Below are 19,926 nucleotides of genomic sequence, written 5' to 3' on the forward strand. Positions count from 1 at the left end.
GGAAAAATCATGAAATTACGCCAGCCGATGCCGGAACTGACCGGCGCAAAAGAGTGGTTAAACGGAGAAGTGACAAAAGAGCAGCTTATCGGAGAAAAGCCGACATTAATTCATTTTTGGTCGATCAGCTGCCACTTGTGCAAAGAGGCAATGCCGCAAGTCAATGAGTTCCGCGACCGCTACAGCGATAAACTAAACGTGGTGGCCGTGCATATGCCGCGTTCAGAAGACGATTTAGACTTGAATAAAATCAAAGAGGTTGCCGCTGAACATGATATTACTCAGCCTGTTTTTGTTGACAGCGACCATAAGCTGACTGACGCTTTCGAAAATGAATATGTTCCGGCTTATTACGTTTTTGATAAAACAGGCCAGCTTCGCCATTTTCAAGCTGGAGGAAGCGGGATGAAAATGCTCGAAAAACGTGTAAACCGTGTTCTTGCCGAAACAGAACAGTCTGCTGAATAAAGATGAAAAGCCCCGTTTTCATGGGGTTTTTTGTTTATTCGGCTCCTCATTGCAAAAAAAGCAAAAAAATTTCCTCTATCCGCCCCTTTCGACAAATGGATCATTAGACACTGTTTATTTTACTTGATGAGTCTTATGTCCTGTTTTTGTTTCAGGAGTATTTCTGACTTTCCCTGTACACAACAAACTGCGAATTCGACAAGTGAAATCTGGCAATTTTGAATATTCTGGATTTATAAGCCGGATTAATCATTGATATTTCACACTTTCCATCACGATTAAACAGTAGAGTCTATTCCTAAATTATGTTTCGTTGAAAAGTAATTTTCTATGTTCCTTCATTATTTACCATTTTTCGACAATGGGTTTAGAGTAGGCCGAAATGCTTCGAAAACTCCTCAGGCTTCAAGTTTTCCGGAAATTTAGTTCTATTTTCTTAACGGAAAGCAACAGTAGAAAAACGAAAAAATAGTTGATAAAATTAGTTTGGTAATCTAATATTTTTATTGGAAGGTTTATTTATTCTGATAGGAGGGTATAAACGGTATGTTTAACGAGAGGGAAGCATTGCGTTTAAGATTGGAGCAGCTGAATGAGGCTGAGGTTAAGGTGATTAGGGAGTATCAAATTGAGCGGGATAATATATATGCAAAGCTGCGTGAATTGGATCGTCCATCCAGCTTTAATGATACAAAAAAAGATTTTCGCCCGGAGCGTAAAACGGAATCTCTCCCTGTTTTAGCTGAATTAGCTGCGCAGGAGATGAAGAGCTATCAGCAACAACAGCAGCAGCCGCAAGCATCTCAAAAGAACCAGCAGCAGACTTCTCCGCAAACCTCCTCACTGCCTGCCGGAATTCCAGATGGAACGACAAGGCGCAGAAGGGGTACAGCACGTCCAGGCTCAAAAGCTGCAAAACTGCGTGAAGCGGCGATTAAAACATTAAAACGCCATAATGCGGCCATCAAAAGCTCCGAACTTCAAAAAGAAATCGAAAAAGAGAGCGGACTTGAGATCCCTAATATGACAACCTTTATGCAAAGCCTGATTAAAATGTACCCGGAAGTCAAAAAACCATACCGCGGTCAATATATATTAGAGGGTGAGATTTCTACCGAGACAGAGCAGCAATAGTCAAACCCTTGCTTTTCCAGATAGCGTTTCCATTTTGAGGAACACCAAGGCGGCCGCTATATACGCCGCCGCCCTAATCAACTGCTTGAGACAATCGACTCAAGCGGTTTTTTATAAAATCCAAATTATTCCTTAAAGTGGTATTCAATTTAAAGGTTTTGTTTCTTTGTCTTTGCGTTTAATTTGATAGACCCATTTTTGCGGGGTTGTTTCTTCTTTCGTCTGCTTTTTCCATTCAGTTATTTTCTGATCCATTTTCGTGTCATTTTGTTTGATGACGCTCAATTGCTGTTGGAGCTGATCGACTTGCTCCGTAACTGTTTGAAGTACCGCCTCGATCTGCTCTGACCGTTCAAAAAGCTCTTCGTTTTGTTCAAGCGCCTTCTCCGTCTGCTGAGATGTATCAATATCGGCAAAATGAGAAGCGATCCACTTATCACTTTCATCGAGCTGCCTTTTATAGGATAAAATCGTTTCGTAAAACAGCGCTTCTTTTGTTTTTTCAGCCTCCAAAAGGCGGTTTTTCGTTTCTGTCACCCGCTCTTTTAATACCGCAACATCTGTTTCGATTTGTTTGAGCTGAAGACCTTTAGCATGAAGTTCGTCTTTCAGGCGGGCATTTTCGTGTGCAGCGTTTTCGAGCTCATGCTCCTTTTTTTCCCTCAGCGTTTTTTCTTTTTCCGCATGAAGCTTTTCATATTCTATTTGGCTATGTAAGCTTTTTTTCTCTTCTTCGGCTTTTACATTTGTTAAATGAAGGCGGTGCTTTTCTTCTATCTCTTGTTTTCTTGCATAGGTTTCTTTTTGAAGGAGCTCCTGAAGAACAACGATTTTACCCAGCAGTTCGCTTTTTATCCGGTTGAGCGTTTCGGCCGACTCGTCTTCCTTGTTTGCCGAAATCCGCTCCAGTTCGATTGACAGCTGCTGAAGCTGCTGCTTCAGCGCTGCGTTTTCCTGGCTGAGCTTATGATTTTTTTGATGAAAATAGCTTGCTTCAAGCTCGTGGATCAATTGATGTGACCTTGCCAGCTCCGCTTTTAAAAAAAGGTTTTCCTGTGATAAATCATGAAAATAAGGCAGCGAACCCGTTGTTTTTTTCATGGTGACCAGCCCCCTATTAATGTTACAACTACAATATGCATAAATGAAACACGGCATGCCTTTTGAAAAAGAGATTTTACAGACTTGTTCGGATTTCTAAAATTTTGCTATGATGTTCGCAGGCAGAAACACGCGAAGGAAGGTTGAGCTGCATGAAAGAAATACATGTCATATTATCGGGAGGCCTTTCACGCCGTTTTGGGGAACCGAAAGCGTTTGCCCGCTGGCAAGGCAAGCCGCTTTATCAATGGTGCAAACATGCGCTGGGAGGCGATGTCCTGATATTGAGCCGTCCGGGGCTGACGGAGCGGTTTAAAGAACTCGGGGAAAAAGCGGTGCTGGAAGATATCGAACCGTTCAGTGGGAGAGGGCCGCTTGCAGGTATGTACACAGCCATGGTTCGGGCGGAAGGGGAATGCTATATTTTTTCGGCCTGTGATACCCCGCTTGTCCGGCAGGAGACCATATCGGCTTTAAAACGGCAGATGACCCCGGCGGATGACGCCGTCGTGCCGGTCGCAGACGGAAGGGCGCAGCCGCTTGTTGCTGTCTACAGCAGAAGGGTGAAATCCGTCCTCCTCGAACAGCTTCAGCAGAACGAGCTGAAGATCAGCAGTTTCCTCGACCGCATCCGCGTCAAGTATATTGAAGCTGATAGGGTCGGGGCAGAGCCGTGGGAATTTATAAATGTCAATAAAAAGTCGGATTTAGATAAAATAGAACCGTTCTTTCCGGGATGAAATATTTTATTATAGATTGCAAGGGTTTTTCGGAAAGTGTTTTTCAAAAAAAAGCGGACGGAAAAATGATATGATATAGAAAAGGAAGTAAAGGGGATCATCCTGATGCATGAACGGTATTCAAGACAAATCAGATATCAAAACATCGGACAGGCGGGTCAGGACAGAATCAGGCAGAGCCATGTTTTGATCGTCGGAGCCGGGGCGCTCGGCACGTCGGCTGCCGAGGGGCTTGTGCGCGCAGGCATCGGTACACTGTCTATTATAGACCGCGATTATGTGGAATGGAGCAACCTGCAAAGGCAGCAGCTCTATACAGAGAAAGACGCGGAGGAAAGGCTTCCGAAAGCGGCAGCCGCAAAAGAACGTCTTTCCCAGATCAATCGCGATGTTGAGCTTCGTACATATGTTGCCGACGGCACCGTGGAAACACTCAGACCGCTGATCAAAGAAGCGGATGCTGTCATCGATGCAACGGATAACTTTGAGACCCGCATGATCATCAATGACCTTGCCCAAGAGACGGGCACTCCGTGGGTTTACGGCGCTTGTGTCAGCAGTCAGGGCATGTATATGACGATTATTCCTAAAAAAACGCCGTGCCTTGCCTGCCTGTTTGAAGATGTTCCGATTGGCGGGGCTACATGCGACACGTCGGGGATTATTTCGCCGGCCGTTCAAATGGTGTCGGCTTATCAACAAGCTGAAATTCTAAAAATCTTAACGGACAACCAAGATGCGCTTGAAACCGCTTTTGTCACGTTTGATTTATGGGCGAACACCCACTTCCGAATGGAGATCGGCCGCAATGAGACATGTCCTTCGTGCGGAGAAACGCCGGTTTTTCCTTTTCTCAGCAACATGGGCCAAAAAAAAGCCGACGTTCTGTGCGGAAGAGAGACCGTCCAAATTCGCAGCGATATGTTAAAACGGCTGCCTAAAGAGGAACTCATGAAAAAACTTTCGGGCATCGGAAAAGTGGATGCGAATGATTATTTGCTGCATGTACAATACGAGACATTCAGAATCGTCATATTTAACGATGGAAGAGCCCTTGTTCACGGCACAAATGATATAAAAGAAGCCAACTCCATATTGGCGAGAGTCATCGGAATGTAACAACAGGAGGTTTTTTTAATGATTGAAAAAAGAACGCCCATTCCAGTTTTTGAAGCCGCTGCGCGTGTCTCTCGGCACTGGAAGCAGGGAGATACAGAGTGGATCCATCTTGAGGAGAGTCTCCATAGATTTTTAGCCGAAGATGTAAAGGCTGATCACGACGTACCCGCTTTTGACCGTTCGCCGTACGACGGCTTTGCTGTCCGAGCTTGCGATACCGCCGGTGCTTCACGGGAAAATCCGCTGCAATTCGAGGTGGTTGATCACATTGGAGCCGGAGCCGTGTCAGGTAAAACGCTCGGTCCTTTTCAAGCTGTCAGAATTATGACCGGAGCGCAGATTCCGGAGGGCGCTGATGCGGTAGTCATGCTTGAGCTGACGAAAACCTACTCAGAAGACGGTAAAAACTATATGGTGTTAAAACGCTCATTGGAGCCGGGAGAAAATATTTCAAAAACCGGAGAAGATGCGAGAAAAGGATCAGTGCTTGTGAAGAAAGGAACCCGGATCACACCGGGTGTCGTCGCTTTGCTTGCAACATTCGGATATGCAGCGGTACCTGCAGTCAAAAAGCCTGTGGTAGGCATCATTGCCACCGGAACGGAGCTCCTGAATGTCAGCGATCCCCTCGTTCCCGGAAAAATCCGCAACAGCAATGCAGGCATGGTGGCCGCCCAGGTTGAAGAAGCAGGCGGAACCCCCCTTTATTTAGGGAAGATTTCTGATCGATTTGACGAAAGCTTTGCAGCGGTGGAAAAAGCTTTGGACAAGGTGGATTTTCTGATTACGACCGGAGGGGTGTCCGTAGGGGACTTTGATTTTCTGCCGGCAATTTACGAAAAGCTCGGGGCCGAGGTCCTGTTTAATAAAGTGGCCATGCGTCCGGGAAGTGTAACGACTGTTGCTCAATTAAACGGCAAATTGCTGTTTGGGCTCTCCGGGAACCCGTCAGCCTGCTTCGTTGGATTTGAGCTGTTTGTCAAGCCGTCCCTCCACACCTGGCTGCATCATCAAAAGCCGTATTCTTTATGTGCAGAAGCGGTTTTAAGCAAGGATTTTCCAAAGCCTAATCCGTTTACAAGATTTGTCCGCTCGTTTGTATCCATTAAAGACGGGGCGCTTCATGCGGAGCCTGTCGGCCTGGATAAATCAAGCGCCGTCACGTCGCTGGCAGATGCCAATGCGCTGATGGTTTTGCCGGGCGGAACGAGAGGCTATGAGGCCGGGGCAAGAGTGCATGTTCTGTTATACCGGGATGAGAACGGAAGTGAAGAGCTGTGGCCGCACATTTTCCAATCCTCCAGATCGTAGGGTACCAAAACAGCGGCAAAACGACGTTCGTTGAAAAACTAGCGGAAAAGCTCGGTCAGCTCGGAGTCAAGATTGGCTGCCTGAAACACCACGGACATGGAGGAGAACCGGATGTTTTCGCCGAGGGAAAGGATTCCGACCGCTTTTTTCGGGCTGGAGCGGCTGCGTCCGGCGTCGAAGGAGCAGGCGTTTTTCAGCTGAGGGCGCGCGGCGAGTGGACGCTTGATCAACTGATTGCCGCTTATGGAGTTTTAGCGGTTCAGTGTCTTCTCATCGAAGGATTTAAACATGCGCCATATCAAAAAGTTGTCATGGTCAGAAACGAAGCGGACTGTCAGCTCTTGGAGGAATTGGACGGCATCATCGCCGTCATTTATCAAAAGAGCGAGCCGAAAACGGATGTTCCATCCTTTCATATTGAAGACCCGAGCGCCGTGGCTTTTATTCTGAATCATCTAAAGGAGGAAGGCGTTTGTCTGAACGATTTGTTATAACAAAAGAGCCGATTGTCATCGAAGATATCGTCAAAAAAGTTGAAAAAAGGGAAGCCGGTGCCATCACGACGTTTATTGGAACAGTGAGAGAATGGACAAATGGAAAAAAGACACTCTATCTCGAATATGAAGCATATGTTCCAATGGCGGTCAGCATGCTTGCTCAGATCGGGAAAGAAATCAATGAAAAATGGCCTGGTACAGCTGCAGCGATTACCCATCGCATCGGCAGGCTGGACATCTCCGACGCGGCCGTGGTGATCGCGGTGTCGTCACCTCACCGGAAAGCGGCATATGAAGCGAACGAATATGCGATCGAAAGGATAAAGCAAATTGTGCCGATTTGGAAAAAAGAACATTGGGAGGACGGCGAGACTTGGATCGGCGACCAGCTTGAGACAACTGAATACCCGGAAGGGAAACCAGATTTGGAAGCAGCGGCTTCCGACAGAAAAAGAGGTGCTGACCTTTGATTAAAATTTTACTGTTTGCCCAGCTTGCCGAACAAGCGGGTGCGCAGAGCGTTGATATAGATGAAGAAAAAACGACAACAGACGACATCAGACAGTTTTTAAAAGAAACTTACAATCTTCAGGGGACGGACCGAGCGATGATCGCTGTCAACGAAGTGTACAGAAGAGGAAACAGTGAGGTTAAGTCTGGAGATACGGTTGCTCTTATTCCCCCGGTCAGCGGAGGTTGAGAACGTCGGTCGGTTCAGGCATAGAGCCTGTTACCGACCGACGTTTTTTTTCGAACCGTTTTCCAGATAAATAAAACAGCCGCGCCGTTCTTTCGAAATGTTTGGTTCTAATTTTTGAATCAAGTCATAAAGCTCACTAATACGGTGAACGTTAAAATTGGTTCTTTCTTTCAGTTTCATTTTCAGTTCTTTTGTCGTTACAATTTTTCCTTTTTGCTGTTTAATAATGTCTACGCAATGTGCTGCATAATACTCTTTAGTGGAACGTCTATGTCGCTGGATTTGTCTGTCAAGTTCTCCTAACCTTGCGTAAATCCCTTCGCGTTCTTTCCGGAAGTCCTTCCAGATTTTTTGTTCCAATTCACCTAAGAGGAGAAGCTGTTTTTTTAAAGCCTCTCTTTTCGCCATTGCAATCAACTCCGTCATTCATAATTTGATAACATTTTCTATTATTTTACATCATCTTCCTTCATTCATCAAAAAATTTCCTTTGCCAACAAGAAACTATTTTTTATTGACTGTCACATTTTAAAAAAGATTTATTTCAAGCGGAAGAAGGAGGAAAACTCCATAATAAGTCTGAATTTTGTAAAATCGGTGGAATTTTATTTCGCAAACCGATATATTAGATGATGTGTCCTTGTTTTACATGAATTGGAAAGGTGCTGGTGCAAATGGAGTCCCTTAAAAAACTAAAAGATTTTTATTGGCCTTATAAAAGAATGTTCTTGTGGTCGCTTGTGTCGATGCTTCTGATGACGGCGATCACTGTTGTTTACCCGATTATTCTGCAAATGACAATTGATGAAGTGATTCTCGGCGGAAGGTACGGTTTGGTCATATGGATCAGCCTCGGGTTCATTGCTGTCATGGCGGCGAAGGGCGCAGCTACTTTTTTTCATCAGTATCTTGGAGATATGTTCGGAATCCGCTCGGTCTACCGGTTAAGAAAAGAGCTGTATGCGAAGTTGCAGCGTCTGCCGTTCAAGTATTATGACAGCGCTAAAACGGGAGATTTAATGTCGAGGCTTACGGCTGACGTCGAAGGCATCAGATTCTTTTTATCTTTCGGTTTTGCTGAGGCGATTCGCTTTATCCTGCTTGTCACCTTCAGTCTGTCTGTCATGTTTTCTTATTCTGTGCCGCTGACTCTGGTAACGATTGCTTCTCTGCCGTTTTTAGGAGCGGTTGTCTACAGGTTTGATAAAAAAGTGCATCCGGCTTTTCGGAACATAAGAAAATCTTTCGCCCGTTTAAATACGAAAGTTCAGGAAAATATCAGCGGCATGAATACCGTTAAATCTTTATCAAAAGAAGATTTTGAGATTCAAAACTTTACTCATTCAAATGACCATTTTCGAAATAAAAACTTAAACGCTTCGTTTATCATGTCTAAATTCTTTCCGCTGATGGAGTTTATCGGCAATATTTGCCTCGTTGCCCTGTTGTCGTTCGGCGGCTGGCTCGTGATGCAAAACAGCTTAAAACCGGGGGAGCTTGTCGCTTTTTTCAGTCTTGTCAATTACTTAATGTGGCCGATCATGAACCTCGGTTATGTCATCAACCTGTTTTCACAAGCGAAAGCATCAGGAGAGCGGCTGCTGGAAATTCTTGATGCCAAAGAGGAAATCACCGACAGCGGACATGCGGTGAAAAACGGCAGACTGAACGGCGATGTCGTATTCAGCGATGTTTCCCTTCAATATACAAAAGAAAACGCTGAAGCACTGCATGGAGTGTCTTTTCAAGCCGAGCGCGGCAAAACGATCGGGTTAATCGGTGCGACGGGGTCAGGAAAGAGCAGTATCATTCAACTGCTGAGCCGCTTTTATGAGCCGACATCCGGCCGGATCATGATCGACGGCAAGCCGCTTGAACACTACTCATTAAAAATGCTGCGCTCCAATATCGGCGTCGTCCCGCAGGAATCGTTTTTATTTTCATCAACGATCAGATCAAACATATCTTATGGAAATCCTGATGCATCAATGGAAGAGATCATCGAAAGCGCGAAAAGAGCTCAGGCGCACGATTTTATCATGGAGCTTCCGAACCAATACGATACGATGCTCGGCGAGAGGGGGCTCGGACTGTCCGGTGGCCAAAAACAGCGAATCGCGATTGCGAGGGCGATTTGTCTGAACCCGGGCATTCTCATCCTCGATGATTCGACGAGTGCCGTTGACATGGAAACGGAGCACCGTATTCAGCTTGCATTGCGGGAAGTGATGCGGGATCGGACGACGTTCATCATCGCTCACAGAATCTCATCCTTAAAGCATGCCGACGAAATTCTTGTGCTCGATAAAGGTGTTGTTAAGGAAAGGGGAACACACGAACAATTATTGGAAGAAAACGGTTTATACAAACGGATTTTTGATTTGCAGTATAAAGATCAAAATGTGTTGAATGAGCCGCATTTTGCAGGATAGGAGGCTCTTGCTATGGAAAATCAGGCGAAAAAACAAACATTGATGAATCGGTTTTTTTATACTTCAGACCAAATCATTGAAAAGCCTTTTAACTGGGCGCAGATGTGGAGGCTGCTCAAATATTTAAAGCCTTACCGAAAAAATCTGCTGCCGCTCTCCTTTTTAACGGTCATGATCTCGGCGGCGATCCGGCTGACGGTGCCGATTTTGATCGGCGTCTATGCGCTCGACAAAGCAATCGCAGGCCGGGATATGAATCTTCTTGCGATTCTGATCTCCGTCATCAGTGGATTATATCTTGTCAATTATGTTAGCAATGTGTTGAGAATCCGCTGGATGAACAAGCTTGGCCAGCATGTCATTTATGATCTCAGACAGCATTTATTTACGCATGTTCAGCGGCTGTCGCATCGCTTTTTCGATGAGCGTTCGGCAGGTTCCATCCTTGTCCGGATCATGAATGACATCAATTCTCTGCAGGAATTATTTACGAGCGGAGTCATCAATTTATTGATGGATATCCTGCTCCTCTTCGGTATTATCGTCATTCTGTTTTCGCTCAGTCCTGAGCTGACCATCGCCATCATGGTGACGCTGCCTGTTATGTTCTTCATTTCAACCAATCTCAGAAGGAAAATCCGACGATCCTGGCAAAAGGTGCGCTTAAAGCAGTCCAAACTGAATTCCCATTTGAATGAAAGCATTCAAGGCATCCGGGTCACTCAGGCATTTACGCAGGAAAAAGAGAATATGATGTATTTTGAAGGCGTCAACAGCGAGAACTTTGAAGCCTGGCGGGAAGCGACGAAAAAAAATGCGACATTCCGCCCGCTTGTAGAAATGACAAACGCCGTCGGGACGGCCATTTTAATCTGGTACGGCACAAGCTTAATCATCAATGAAACGATTACGATCGGTGTATTTGTCTCATTCGCCTTCTATCTCGGAATGTTCTGGGAGCCGATTTCAAGGCTCGGCCAAGTCTACAACCAGCTGTTGATGGGGATGGCTTCGTCAGAGAGGATATTTGAATTTCTGGATGAAAAACCGAGTGTGGCAGACAAGGAAGATGCGGTCAAAATTAAAGAATTAAAAGGCCGGATCGAATTTGAACAGGTGGAATTTTCTTATGACGGGAATCGCAAGGCGCTGCACAGCATTTCATTTGAGGTGCCGGCGGGAACATCGCTCGCGCTTGTCGGACATACAGGATCAGGGAAGACGACGATCGCGAATCTGATCAGCAGGTTTTACGATGCAACAGGCGGGACTGTCAAAGTGGACGGAATACCGATTACCGATATCTCGCTTTCCGATCTTCGTTCGCAAATCAGCATCGTGCTGCAGGATACGTTTATTTTTTCCGGAACGATTATGGAAAATATTCGTTTTGGCCGTCCGAATGCCGCCGATGAAGAAGTGATCGAAGCAGCAAAAGCTGTCGGGGCCGATTCGTTTATTTCAGCGCTTCCGAATGGATACGCCACAGAAGTGGAAGAACGCGGCAATGTATTATCGGCAGGTGAGCGGCAGCTCATTTCATTCGCGAGGGCGCTCCTGGCAGACCCTCGCATTCTGATCCTTGATGAAGCAACCGCAAGTATTGACACAGAAACGGAAGTCAAGATTCAGGCTGCATTGAAAACCCTGCTCCATGGCAGAACGGCTATTATGATCGCTCACAGGCTTTCAACGATAAGGGATGCGGATAAAATCCTGGTTCTTGACCACGGCCGGAAAATAGAGGAAGGAAATCACCAGGAATTAATCGAAAAACGTGGAATGTATTATGAGCTGGTGAAAGCGCAGTATCAAATGTTTCAGCGAAACTAAACTGAAACCGTCCGCGGCCGCATATTCTGAAATGCGGCCGGGGCGTTTTTTTGAGAAAACAGAGGTGAAACATTTTAGATGATTCTGCGTATAAACTGGTAATTCATTTTTTAAGGGGGATACATATGGAAACGCATTTAGAAACTGAAAAAGTAAAAAATCCGTCATTGTTCGGATTGATTACCCATCCCGGAGAACAGTTTGAGAGAATGAGAAAAAAGCCGGCTGTCTGGTTTCCGCTTGTTATTGTTTTATTATTGTCGGTTACCGGCGCGTATATGCTCAGCGAAAAAACGGTGTTATCTACCGATTTGTCGGAAATGCCGGGAGATGATGAAACATTTGAAGCCACTATGAAGAGAATCGGGATCATCGGCGGGATCATCGGCGGGATCATCGGCTTTGTGATTGCCTTGCTGATCAGCGCTTTAATCTATTGGCTGATTGTCAAAATCGGAAGAGGAACAACCAATTTTGTTCACATGTTTTCGCTGTCTGTTTTTACATATTTTATTGCGGCTATCGGGCAATTCATAGGCGGGCTTGTGATCTATTATTCAAATATTGATCCCACGATCGCCATCACGTCTTTAAGCAGCATCATCCCGGCAGACGAGCCGCTCAAATCGGTATTGGGTGTATTTGATATTTTCACAATCTGGTCGCTCGCACTGGTTGCACTGGGTCTCCAAAAGGTTGGGGGCATCTCCAAAAAAGCGGCTTGGACCGGTGTGATCATTTTATTTGTGATCTCCATTTTGCTCGCTTTAACAGGCGGAATCGCGAGGAATTTCTTCGATACATTTGAAGGAGCAATGTAAATGAAAAAAATATGGATCGGCATTATCATTGTTGGGGCTGCTGCGCTTTTTATCGGACTCAACCTCTACCGCTCGGTGCAAACGGGCGGAGGGGCTGAAACAGCGGTCCAAACCGTCAAATTGGAAGAGAAAGAGATTTCTTCTGAAGTCATGGTTCCGGGCGCCCTAAAGTTTGCCAACGAACAATACGAATATTTTGAACCCGAAAAAGGGAAAATTGCCGACATCAAAGTAAAAGAAGGCGACAAGGTGAAAAAAGGAGATGTGCTTTTCACCTATACGAACGAAGAAATTCGCCTGGAAAAAGAACAGAATGCTTTATCCATTCAATCGAAGGAACTCCAGCTTGAACAGGTAAAGCGAAAAATCAGCAGTCTAAAAAGCAAGGAAGACGAGCTGAAGGCTGAGCTGGGAGCGGAAAAAGCCAAAAGGCAAATGGATGACGAACGGTCCCAGCTTGAAATGGAAGAAAAATCGCTTCAGCTTGAGCTGAAACAAGCCGACCTGCAAAAGGAAACGCTCGCGAAAAAATCTGCAGCGCTGCAAGTAAAAAGCGGCATTGACGGGACAGTGATCACCGCTGATAAACAAGCCGCCTTAAAGCAATCGGATATTCAAAAGCCGGTTATACATATAGGTAACGAGGACAAGCTTGTCGTTAAAGGCGTGTTGTCAGAGTATGACACATTGAAAGTGAAAAAGGGACAGAACGTGACCATCACGTCGGATGTCATCCAAAATAAAGAGTGGCGGGGCAGAATCTCTCAAGTCGGATTGGTTCCCGAAGAAGAGGCGTCTGCAGGTGCTGCGGGAGGAAAGGAACAAGCTGTTCAATATCCGTTTGAAGTCAAAATAAAAGGGGAGCGTCCTAAAGCAAAGCCCGGCTTCAATATGATTCTCAAAATCCAGACGGACAAAAGAACCATTCAGGCTCTTCCTGAAGATGCCGTCAAGCAGGATGATGATCAATCATACGTGTATGCCGTCAGAGACGGAAAGGCGAAACGGATCAATGTCAAAACCGGCGAGAAAGCAGATGGCGTCGTTGAAATTACCGGCGGTCTGACGAACAAGGACCGGGTTATCGCAAACCCGGCCGAGGACATGAAAAGCGGAACGGAAGTGAAGCTTCAATGATTGAGCTTTCCCGCGTGAAAAAAAGCTACCAAATCGGAGGGGAAACTATTGATGTTCTCAGGGAGATCAATATGAAAATTGAGCCGGGTGAATATCTGTCCATCATGGGGCCTTCCGGTTCTGGAAAATCGACAATCATGAACATTATCGGCTGTCTTGACCGCCCGACATCGGGTATTTACAGGCTGGACGGCGAGGATATTTCATCATATGGTGAAAGGGAGCTTGCCGGCGTCAGAAACCGTTTAATCGGTTTTGTTTTTCAGCAGTTTCAGCTTCTGCCGAGACTGAATGCCATAAAGAATGTGGAGCTTCCGATGATCTACTCCGGCATTCCAAGAAAAGAGCGGCGGGAGCGGGCCGAACGGGCGCTTGAAAAAGTCGGGCTCAAGGACAGAATGCGCCATTTGCCGAACGAGCTTTCCGGCGGCCAAAAACAGCGTGTAGCCATCGCAAGAGCGATCGTCAATGAACCGAAGCTGATATTGGCCGATGAACCGACCGGAGCGCTCGATACGAAAACAAGCCGGGACATCATGGAGCAATTCACCGAATTGAATGAGGAAGGAACGACGGTGGTGCTCGTCACCCACGAACCGGAGATTGCAGATTATACAAGCCGGATCATCATGGTGAGGGACGGTGTGATCGTCTCGCCGGAAACAGAGCGGAGGGGGACGGTGCAATGAATCTCATCGAAAACTTGAGAATGGCGTTAAGTTCCATCCTTTCCCATAAACTGCGCTCGATTTTAACAATGCTCGGAATCATTATCGGTGTAGGCTCTGTTATTGTCGTTGTTGCAGCGGGGCAAGGAGGAGAGCAAATGCTCAAGCAGACGATCAGCGGGCCCGGCAACACGGTCGAAATCTATTATCAGCCCAGCAATGAAGAATTGACGTCCAATCCCAACGCCTATTTAGACGCCGGCTTCACCGAAGAAGACATCAGAAGTTTAAAGTCACTCGAAGGCGTGAAGCATGTCGTTGCGAAAACTACCGAGTCTATGAATGTCCGTTTCCGGGATGAAAAAACGGATGCCGCTGTAAACGGCATTAATGACGGATATATCAGCATCAACTCGATGGAAGTCGAAAAGGGAAGAGAGTTTTCAGAAGAGGATTACAATGCCGGAAGCAGGGTCGCCGTCGTTTCGCCGAAACTTGCGGAGGAACTTTTTTCTCAGCAGTCGCCTCTCGGCCGCGTCGTATGGATCAATGGCCAGCCCGTTGAAATCATCGGCGTATTAAAAGAAGAAACCGGGCTGCTTGCGTTGGGGATGAATGAGATGTATGTTCCGTTTTCAATGTTAAAATCGTCCTTCGGCATCAGCGACTATGACTCTGTCTCCGTTCAAGCTGAATCTGCCGACCATCTGCAAGCCGTCGGAAAGCAGGCTGCCGCGGCCGTCAACAACAATCACGGCACCACGGACTCGTACGAAGTGATGAACATGGAGGCCATAGCGGCCGGGATCAGCCAGATTACAACAATTATGACGATGTTCATCGGCTCAATTGCAGGCATATCTTTACTCGTTGGCGGGATCGGCGTCATGAATATTATGCTGGTGTCGGTCACGGAACGGACGAGGGAAATCGGGATTCGAAAATCGCTTGGTGCAACAAGAGGCCAGATTTTGATGCAATTTTTAATAGAATCGTCTTTGATCACGCTGATTGGCGGGGTGTTTGGCATCGGCCTCGGATACGGCGGAGCCGCCCTAGTTTCGTTTTTTGCCGGTTGGCCGCCGCTCGTTTCCTGGCAGGTGGTCCTCGGAGGCGTCCTGTTCAGCATGGCGATCGGGGTTATCTTTGGCCTCATCCCGGCCAATAAAGCGGCCCGCCTTCATCCGATTGATGCATTGAGGTATGAGTAAAGCGGCATATAGCCGTCAGCCGATAAGCGTCACTTTGAAACACCCGCTCCTACTCATGAGCATCGACTTAGCAGGCCTGACAACGAATGCGAGAGTTTGTCGACACGCTGAAACCGCCTTTAGAGGCGGTTTTTTTGTATGCGAAAATTAAACTAAATTTAAAAATACACTTCTTACATTAATGATAGACTTAAAAGTGCTGAAAAATTGATCATTATGTTATGAAAGAGGTATTACAGGAGGAATTTTAGAGTGGAAGCCAATATAGAAACAGCAACTCAAGTAAAAAAACCGTCACTGTTCGGTATCATCACGAGCCCTGTCCGTCAGTTTGAAAGAATGAGAGAAAGGCCCGCAATTTGGCTGCCGATGATCATCGTGCTGGCGTTATCCGCCTTTTCCGTTTATCTTGTTTGTTGGGAACTAAGTGAGTTTCTTGGTTTGGATATAGATCCTGGACTAGAAGCCGCCCGTAATGTTTTTCAGTCTGTCATATTCTTCGTGCTCAGCGCTTTAGTATTGTGGCTGATTGCTAAAATAGGCGGCGGAAACACCAATTTTGCCTGCATGGTGTCTCTGTCTGTCTTTGCCACATTTGTACCTGTTATCAGAGACGTCATCATCGGTTTGGTGTATTATGCTTCGAATTCTGAGATCGCGTTTTCGTTCTCATCTCTTGATGGATATATTCCGGCCGAAGAGCCTCTTCTGAGCGTCCTGGAGATGTTTGATGTTTTTACAATCTGGGCGTATGTGCTGGTGGCGGTAGGACTGCAAAAAGCAGCGGGCACTTCAAAGAGGGCGGCTTGGATCGGCGTTTTCGTCATATTTATTATGATGCTGATGTTGTCTTATTTATTAGGCTTATGGCAAGTATTTTTAGAACGTTCATTAGGCTGATGCATTATTGTAAAACCTCATGCGGCGAGCATGAGGTTTTTCTGAATGGTGTTTGAAGGAATAGATAATAATAATGTCACATATTTTTGCGGATTTTTATAGTTTATACAGTTTACAAACGGTACATATCACGATAATATGTTAAAATGTGAAAGATTTTGATGGTTATTGAATGAATTTGAAAGATTTTTGTTGAGTTATGTCGAAAAAGCGTTTACAATGTAATTGTAAGCTAAATGAAGGCGTTTCCAAAAGGGGTGATAATGTGTTGACTCCCGAACGGCATCAGCTGATTATTGACGAGATTGAAAAGCATGATGTCGTGAAAATCCAGTACTTAATGAATTTAACGAACGCATCTGAGTCAACGATCAGAAGAGATTTGTCGACGCTGGAAGCCCGCGGATATTTAAAGCGTGTTCATGGAGGGGCATCGAGGCTTTCCGATATTCGTACAGAGCCTGACATGCTAGAGAAATCATCCAAAAACCTTCATGAAAAGAGAAAAATCGCTCAAGAAGCGGCCTCACTTCTTGAAGAAGGCGATTGTATCTACCTTGATGCCGGAACGACCACATTGCAAATGATCGATTTTATCGATCCGGAGATGGATATTATCGTGGTCACAAATGGAGTCATGCACATTGAGGCATTAGGTAAAAAAGGCATTACTTTTTATTTATTAGGCGGGTATGTGAAGTATAAAACCGGAGCAATCGTGGGCGGTTCGGCTTTATCAGCCATCAGCCAATACCGGTTTGACAAAAGCTTCATCGGCGTCAATGGCATTCATAAAGAAGCGGGATTTACGACTCCGGATCCTGAAGAAGCGCTTTTGAAAACAAAAGCTGTCAACCAGGCGAAAAAAGCATTTATTTTAGCTGACGTTTCCAAGTTTGGGGAAATTTCATTTTCTGCCTTTGCCGGTTTAGACGAAGCAACTATCATTACAGCAGGATCTGCAAAACATTCATTTGATAACTATCAAGAAAAAACTGTCGTAAAGGTAGTGAAAACATGATATACACTGTAACTCTCAACCCATCGGTCGACTATATTGTTCACGTTGAAGAATTTTCCGTAGGCGGGCTGAATCGTTCAGTCTATGACACGAAATATCCCGGAGGCAAAGGAATCAATGTCTCACGCGTACTGAACAGACACCATGTACCTTCTAAAGTTCTCGGTTTTATCGGCGGTTTTACCGGGGGGTACATCAAATCATTTCTCGAAGAAGAGAAGCTTGAAACGGCTTTTCATGAGGTGAATGGAGACACGCGCATCAATGTCAAATTGAAGACCGGGGATGAGACGGAAATCAACGGGCAGGGGCCCGTCATCAGCCAAGAAGATTTCGCGGCCTTTTTAGACCAGTTTTCAGCGATGAAAGAAGGGGACATTGTCGTATTGGCTGGCAGCATTCCTTCTTCATTGCCGCAGGACACCTATGAAAAGATTGCAGAAAAGTGTGAAGAGCAAAATGTCCGGGTTGTCGTTGATATTTCGGGTGAGGCACTCCTAAAAGCAGCAGAAATGAAGCCGCTTTTAATGAAACCGAACCATCACGAGCTCGGTGAAATGTTTGGAACAACCATCACTTCAGCGGAAGAAGCGGTGCCTTATGGTAAGAAACTCGTTGAACGCGGGGCCGAAAACGCGATCGTTTCCATGGCTGGGGAAGGCGCACTTTTATTTACAAAAGACGGCGTCTACCATGCCAACGTACCTAAAGGAAAGCTCGTGAACTCAGTCGGCGCCGGAGATTCAGTGGTTGCAGGCTTTCTCGCAGGCATTGAAAAACAGCTCGACATAAAAGAAGCTTTTCGCTTAGGTGTCGCGTCAGGAAGCGCAACCGCCTTTTCAGAGGAGCTGGGAACGGAAGAGCTCGTTCACAAGCTGCTTCCGGAAGTTCAAGTCAAAGCGATTTAAAGGAGGAAAGGTTATGAAAATAACAGAGCTACTAACGAAGCATACGATCAAGTTAAACCTTGAGAGCAGCCAGAAAGAAAACGTTATCGAAGAACTCGTCAGCGTTTTGGATCAGGCGGGCAAGTTGAATGATAAAGAAGGCTACAAAGAAGCCGTGATCAACCGTGAGAAACAAAGTTCCACCGGTATCGGCGAAGGCATTGCCATCCCTCATGCGAAAACGGCAAGCGTTAAAGAGCCTGCGATCGCGTTCGGCCGTTCAAAAGACGGCGTCGATTATGAATCCCTTGACGGCCAGCCAAGCCATCTCGTTTTCATGATCGCTGCTACAGACGGCGCGAATAACACTCACTTGGAAGCATTGTCAAGACTGTCGACTTTGCTTATGAGGGAAGAGATTCGCAAACAGCTGCTTGAAGCTTCATCCGAAGACGAAATCATCGACATCATCAATCAGCATGATAAAGATGATGAAGAAGAAGAGCAGGCCGAAGAAGCATCTGCACCATCAGCAAAAGGAAAAATCCTTGCGGTTACAGCATGTCCGACAGGGATCGCCCACACGTTCATGGCTGCCGATGCTTTGAAAGAAAAGGCGAAAGAGCTCGGCGTTGATATCAAAGTTGAAACGAACGGTTCAAGCGGTATTAAAAATGGTCTGACAGCGCAGGAAATCGAAGATGCGGTTGCGATCATCGTCGCCGCCGATAAGCAGGTTGAAATGGATCGCTTTCAAGGCAAACATGTCATTGAAGTACCTGTAACAGCAGGAATCAGACGTCCGAAAGAGCTGATTGAGCAGGCGCTGAAACAAGACGCGCCTATCTATCAGGGTAAAGGCGGCGGTGCATCTGCATCTGCTTCTGAAGACGGAGCTGCCAAAGGAAAAGGCGGCGGTTTCTACAAACACTTGATGAGCGGTGTCAGCAACATGCTGCCATTCGTCGTCGGGGGCGGGATCTTAGTTGCGGTTTCATTCTTCTGGGGAATTAACGCGACCAAACCGGGAGATCCCACTTATAATGAGTTTGCAGCTGTATTAAATACTATAGGCGGAACTCAAGCACTTGGATTAATTGTCGCTGTATTGGCAGGATTTATCGCGATGAGCATCGCGGATCGTCCGGGGTTTGCGCCTGGTATGGTCGGAGGTTTCATGGCGACGCAAGCCGGCGCCGGTTTCTTAGGCGGACTGATTGCCGGTTTCTTGGCTGGTTATATTGTTGTCCTATTGAAAAAAGTGTTCGCTGGTCTGCCGCAAGTGCTTGACGGATTAAAACCTGTCCTTCTTTATCCGTTGTTTGGAATATTCTTGACCGGAATCATCATGCATTATGTTGTCAATACGCCTGTCAAGTATATTATGGATGGCATGACACATTGGCTTGAAGGTCTTGGAACAGGAAACCTTGTTGTAATGGGTATTGTTTTAGGCGGTATGATGGCGATTGATATGGGCGGTCCGATCAACAAAGCGGCCTTCACATTTGGTATCGCGATGATTGAAGCTGGAAACTTTGGACCTCACGCAGCGATCATGGCGGGCGGTATGGTGCCTCCGCTTGGAATTGCCCTTGCAACGACTTTCTTTAAAAATAAATTTTCAAAACGGGATCGCGAAGCCGGAATTACCAACTACGTGATGGGCTTGTCATTTATTACTGAAGGTGCGATTCCTTTTGCGGCAGCCGATCCGGCGCGCGTCATTCCTGCTTCTATCATCGGATCAGCAGTTGCCGGAGGTTTATCTCAATTTTTCCATGTCACACTGCAAGCGCCGCATGGCGGAATATTCGTTCTCTTCTTTACGACGAACCATGCGCTGCTGTATCTCCTCAGTATCTTGATTGGTGCGGTTGTGACGGCTCTCATTCTCGGCATCTTGAAAAAGCCGGTTCCAACTGAAAAATAAGTGCTGAAAGTGC

At 46.2% G+C, this 19,926-nt stretch carries 20 protein-coding genes; 18 read left to right on the plus strand and 2 right to left on the minus strand.

Translation table 11 applies throughout. The features are described from left to right. Positions 1-9: 9 nt before the first annotated feature. Both CP943_RS08305 and rok read left to right on the plus strand, forming a co-directional pair. Positions 10-468, plus strand: a complete 459-nt coding sequence (locus tag CP943_RS08305; RefSeq protein WP_020451208.1) for a redoxin domain-containing protein — start codon at positions 10-12, stop codon at positions 466-468. 546 nt (positions 469-1,014) lie between these two features. Then, positions 1,015-1,602: a transcriptional regulator Rok gene (rok, locus tag CP943_RS08310; protein WP_020451209.1), complete on the plus strand. Its 588-nt coding sequence runs from the start codon at positions 1,015-1,017 to the stop codon at positions 1,600-1,602. A 144-nt stretch (positions 1,603-1,746) separates the two neighbouring features. On the opposite strand, the gene CP943_RS08315 is transcribed toward rok, so the two are convergent. Next, positions 1,747-2,703 (minus strand): coiled-coil domain-containing protein, encoded by a 957-nt coding sequence (locus CP943_RS08315; RefSeq protein ID WP_023857286.1) that lies wholly within the window; start codon positions 2,701-2,703, stop codon positions 1,747-1,749. A 152-nt stretch (positions 2,704-2,855) separates the two neighbouring features. On the opposite strand from CP943_RS08315, the gene mobA reads away from it, so the two are divergent. From mobA to moaD, 6 genes are all read left to right on the plus strand, one after another. Then, positions 2,856-3,443, plus strand: coding sequence for a molybdenum cofactor guanylyltransferase (mobA, locus tag CP943_RS08320; RefSeq protein WP_023857285.1), 588 nt, complete (start codon positions 2,856-2,858; stop codon positions 3,441-3,443). 105 nt (positions 3,444-3,548) lie between these two features. Continuing rightward, positions 3,549-4,562, plus strand: coding sequence for a molybdopterin-synthase adenylyltransferase MoeB (locus tag CP943_RS08325; RefSeq protein WP_023857284.1), 1,014 nt, complete (start codon positions 3,549-3,551; stop codon positions 4,560-4,562). Between the two features lie 18 nt (positions 4,563-4,580). Next, complete coding sequence (locus CP943_RS08330; protein WP_020451213.1) at positions 4,581-5,873, plus strand: molybdopterin molybdotransferase MoeA; 1,293 nt, start codon at positions 4,581-4,583, stop codon at positions 5,871-5,873. Then, entirely contained in the window at positions 5,840-6,367 is a 528-nt protein-coding gene (gene mobB / locus CP943_RS08335) for a molybdopterin-guanine dinucleotide biosynthesis protein B (protein WP_020451214.1), read from the plus strand. The genes CP943_RS08330 and mobB overlap by 34 nt, the downstream gene beginning before the upstream one ends. Beyond that, positions 6,346-6,840, plus strand: a complete 495-nt coding sequence (locus CP943_RS08340; protein WP_020451215.1) for a molybdenum cofactor biosynthesis protein MoaE — start codon at positions 6,346-6,348, stop codon at positions 6,838-6,840. The genes mobB and CP943_RS08340 overlap by 22 nt, the downstream gene beginning before the upstream one ends. Beyond that, positions 6,837-7,070: a molybdopterin converting factor subunit 1 gene (gene moaD, locus CP943_RS08345; protein WP_023857283.1), complete on the plus strand. Its 234-nt coding sequence runs from the start codon at positions 6,837-6,839 to the stop codon at positions 7,068-7,070. The genes CP943_RS08340 and moaD overlap by 4 nt, the downstream gene beginning before the upstream one ends. A gap of 30 nt (positions 7,071-7,100) precedes the next feature. Here moaD and CP943_RS08350 read toward each other — a convergent pair whose 3' ends face one another. Next, on the minus strand, positions 7,101-7,478 hold the full coding sequence (locus tag CP943_RS08350) for a Rok-like winged helix domain-containing protein (protein WP_020451217.1): 378 nt from the start codon (positions 7,476-7,478) through the stop codon (positions 7,101-7,103). Between the two features lie 266 nt (positions 7,479-7,744). Between CP943_RS08350 and CP943_RS08355 the strand changes: the two genes are divergently transcribed. The 10 genes from CP943_RS08355 to CP943_RS08400 all read left to right on the plus strand — a co-directional run bounded on the left by CP943_RS08355 (position 7,745) and on the right by CP943_RS08400 (position 19,913). Continuing rightward, entirely contained in the window at positions 7,745-9,502 is a 1,758-nt protein-coding gene (locus CP943_RS08355) for an ABC transporter ATP-binding protein (RefSeq protein WP_023857282.1), read from the plus strand. A gap of 12 nt (positions 9,503-9,514) precedes the next feature. Further along, the gene (locus CP943_RS08360) at positions 9,515-11,335 is read left to right on the plus strand and encodes an ABC transporter ATP-binding protein (RefSeq protein WP_026579782.1); all 1,821 of its coding nucleotides are present in this window, start codon (positions 9,515-9,517) and stop codon (positions 11,333-11,335) included. A gap of 125 nt (positions 11,336-11,460) precedes the next feature. Next, complete coding sequence (locus tag CP943_RS08365; RefSeq protein ID WP_105980915.1) at positions 11,461-12,156, plus strand: YknW family membrane protein; 696 nt, start codon at positions 11,461-11,463, stop codon at positions 12,154-12,156. Continuing rightward, the gene (locus CP943_RS08370) at positions 12,157-13,293 is read left to right on the plus strand and encodes an efflux RND transporter periplasmic adaptor subunit (protein ID WP_020451221.1); all 1,137 of its coding nucleotides are present in this window, start codon (positions 12,157-12,159) and stop codon (positions 13,291-13,293) included. Further along, positions 13,290-13,982: an ABC transporter ATP-binding protein gene (locus CP943_RS08375; RefSeq protein ID WP_020451222.1), complete on the plus strand. Its 693-nt coding sequence runs from the start codon at positions 13,290-13,292 to the stop codon at positions 13,980-13,982. Before CP943_RS08370 ends, CP943_RS08375 begins: the two co-directional genes overlap by 4 nt. After that, on the plus strand, positions 13,979-15,172 hold the full coding sequence (locus CP943_RS08380; RefSeq protein ID WP_020451223.1) for an ABC transporter permease: 1,194 nt from the start codon (positions 13,979-13,981) through the stop codon (positions 15,170-15,172). The genes CP943_RS08375 and CP943_RS08380 overlap by 4 nt, the downstream gene beginning before the upstream one ends. 252 nt (positions 15,173-15,424) lie before the next feature. Further along, positions 15,425-16,072, plus strand: a complete 648-nt coding sequence (locus CP943_RS08385; RefSeq protein WP_105980916.1) for a YknW family membrane protein — start codon at positions 15,425-15,427, stop codon at positions 16,070-16,072. Between the two features lie 265 nt (positions 16,073-16,337). Beyond that, a complete protein-coding gene (locus CP943_RS08390) occupies positions 16,338-17,093 on the plus strand; it encodes a DeoR/GlpR family DNA-binding transcription regulator (protein WP_020451225.1) in 756 nt (251 codons plus the stop codon). Beyond that, positions 17,090-18,001 carry a 1-phosphofructokinase gene (gene pfkB, locus CP943_RS08395; RefSeq protein ID WP_020451226.1) on the plus strand — a complete coding sequence of 304 codons (912 nt, stop codon included), beginning with the start codon at positions 17,090-17,092 and terminating at the stop codon, positions 17,999-18,001. The genes CP943_RS08390 and pfkB overlap by 4 nt, the downstream gene beginning before the upstream one ends. Before the next feature lie 13 nt (positions 18,002-18,014). Further along, positions 18,015-19,913, plus strand: a complete 1,899-nt coding sequence (locus tag CP943_RS08400; protein ID WP_020451227.1) for a PTS fructose transporter subunit IIABC — start codon at positions 18,015-18,017, stop codon at positions 19,911-19,913. Positions 19,914-19,926: the final 13 nt, after the last annotated feature.

Origin of the sequence: Bacillus paralicheniformis, assembly GCF_002993925.1 — a bacterium.
Taxonomy (GTDB): domain Bacteria; phylum Bacillota; class Bacilli; order Bacillales; family Bacillaceae; genus Bacillus; species Bacillus paralicheniformis.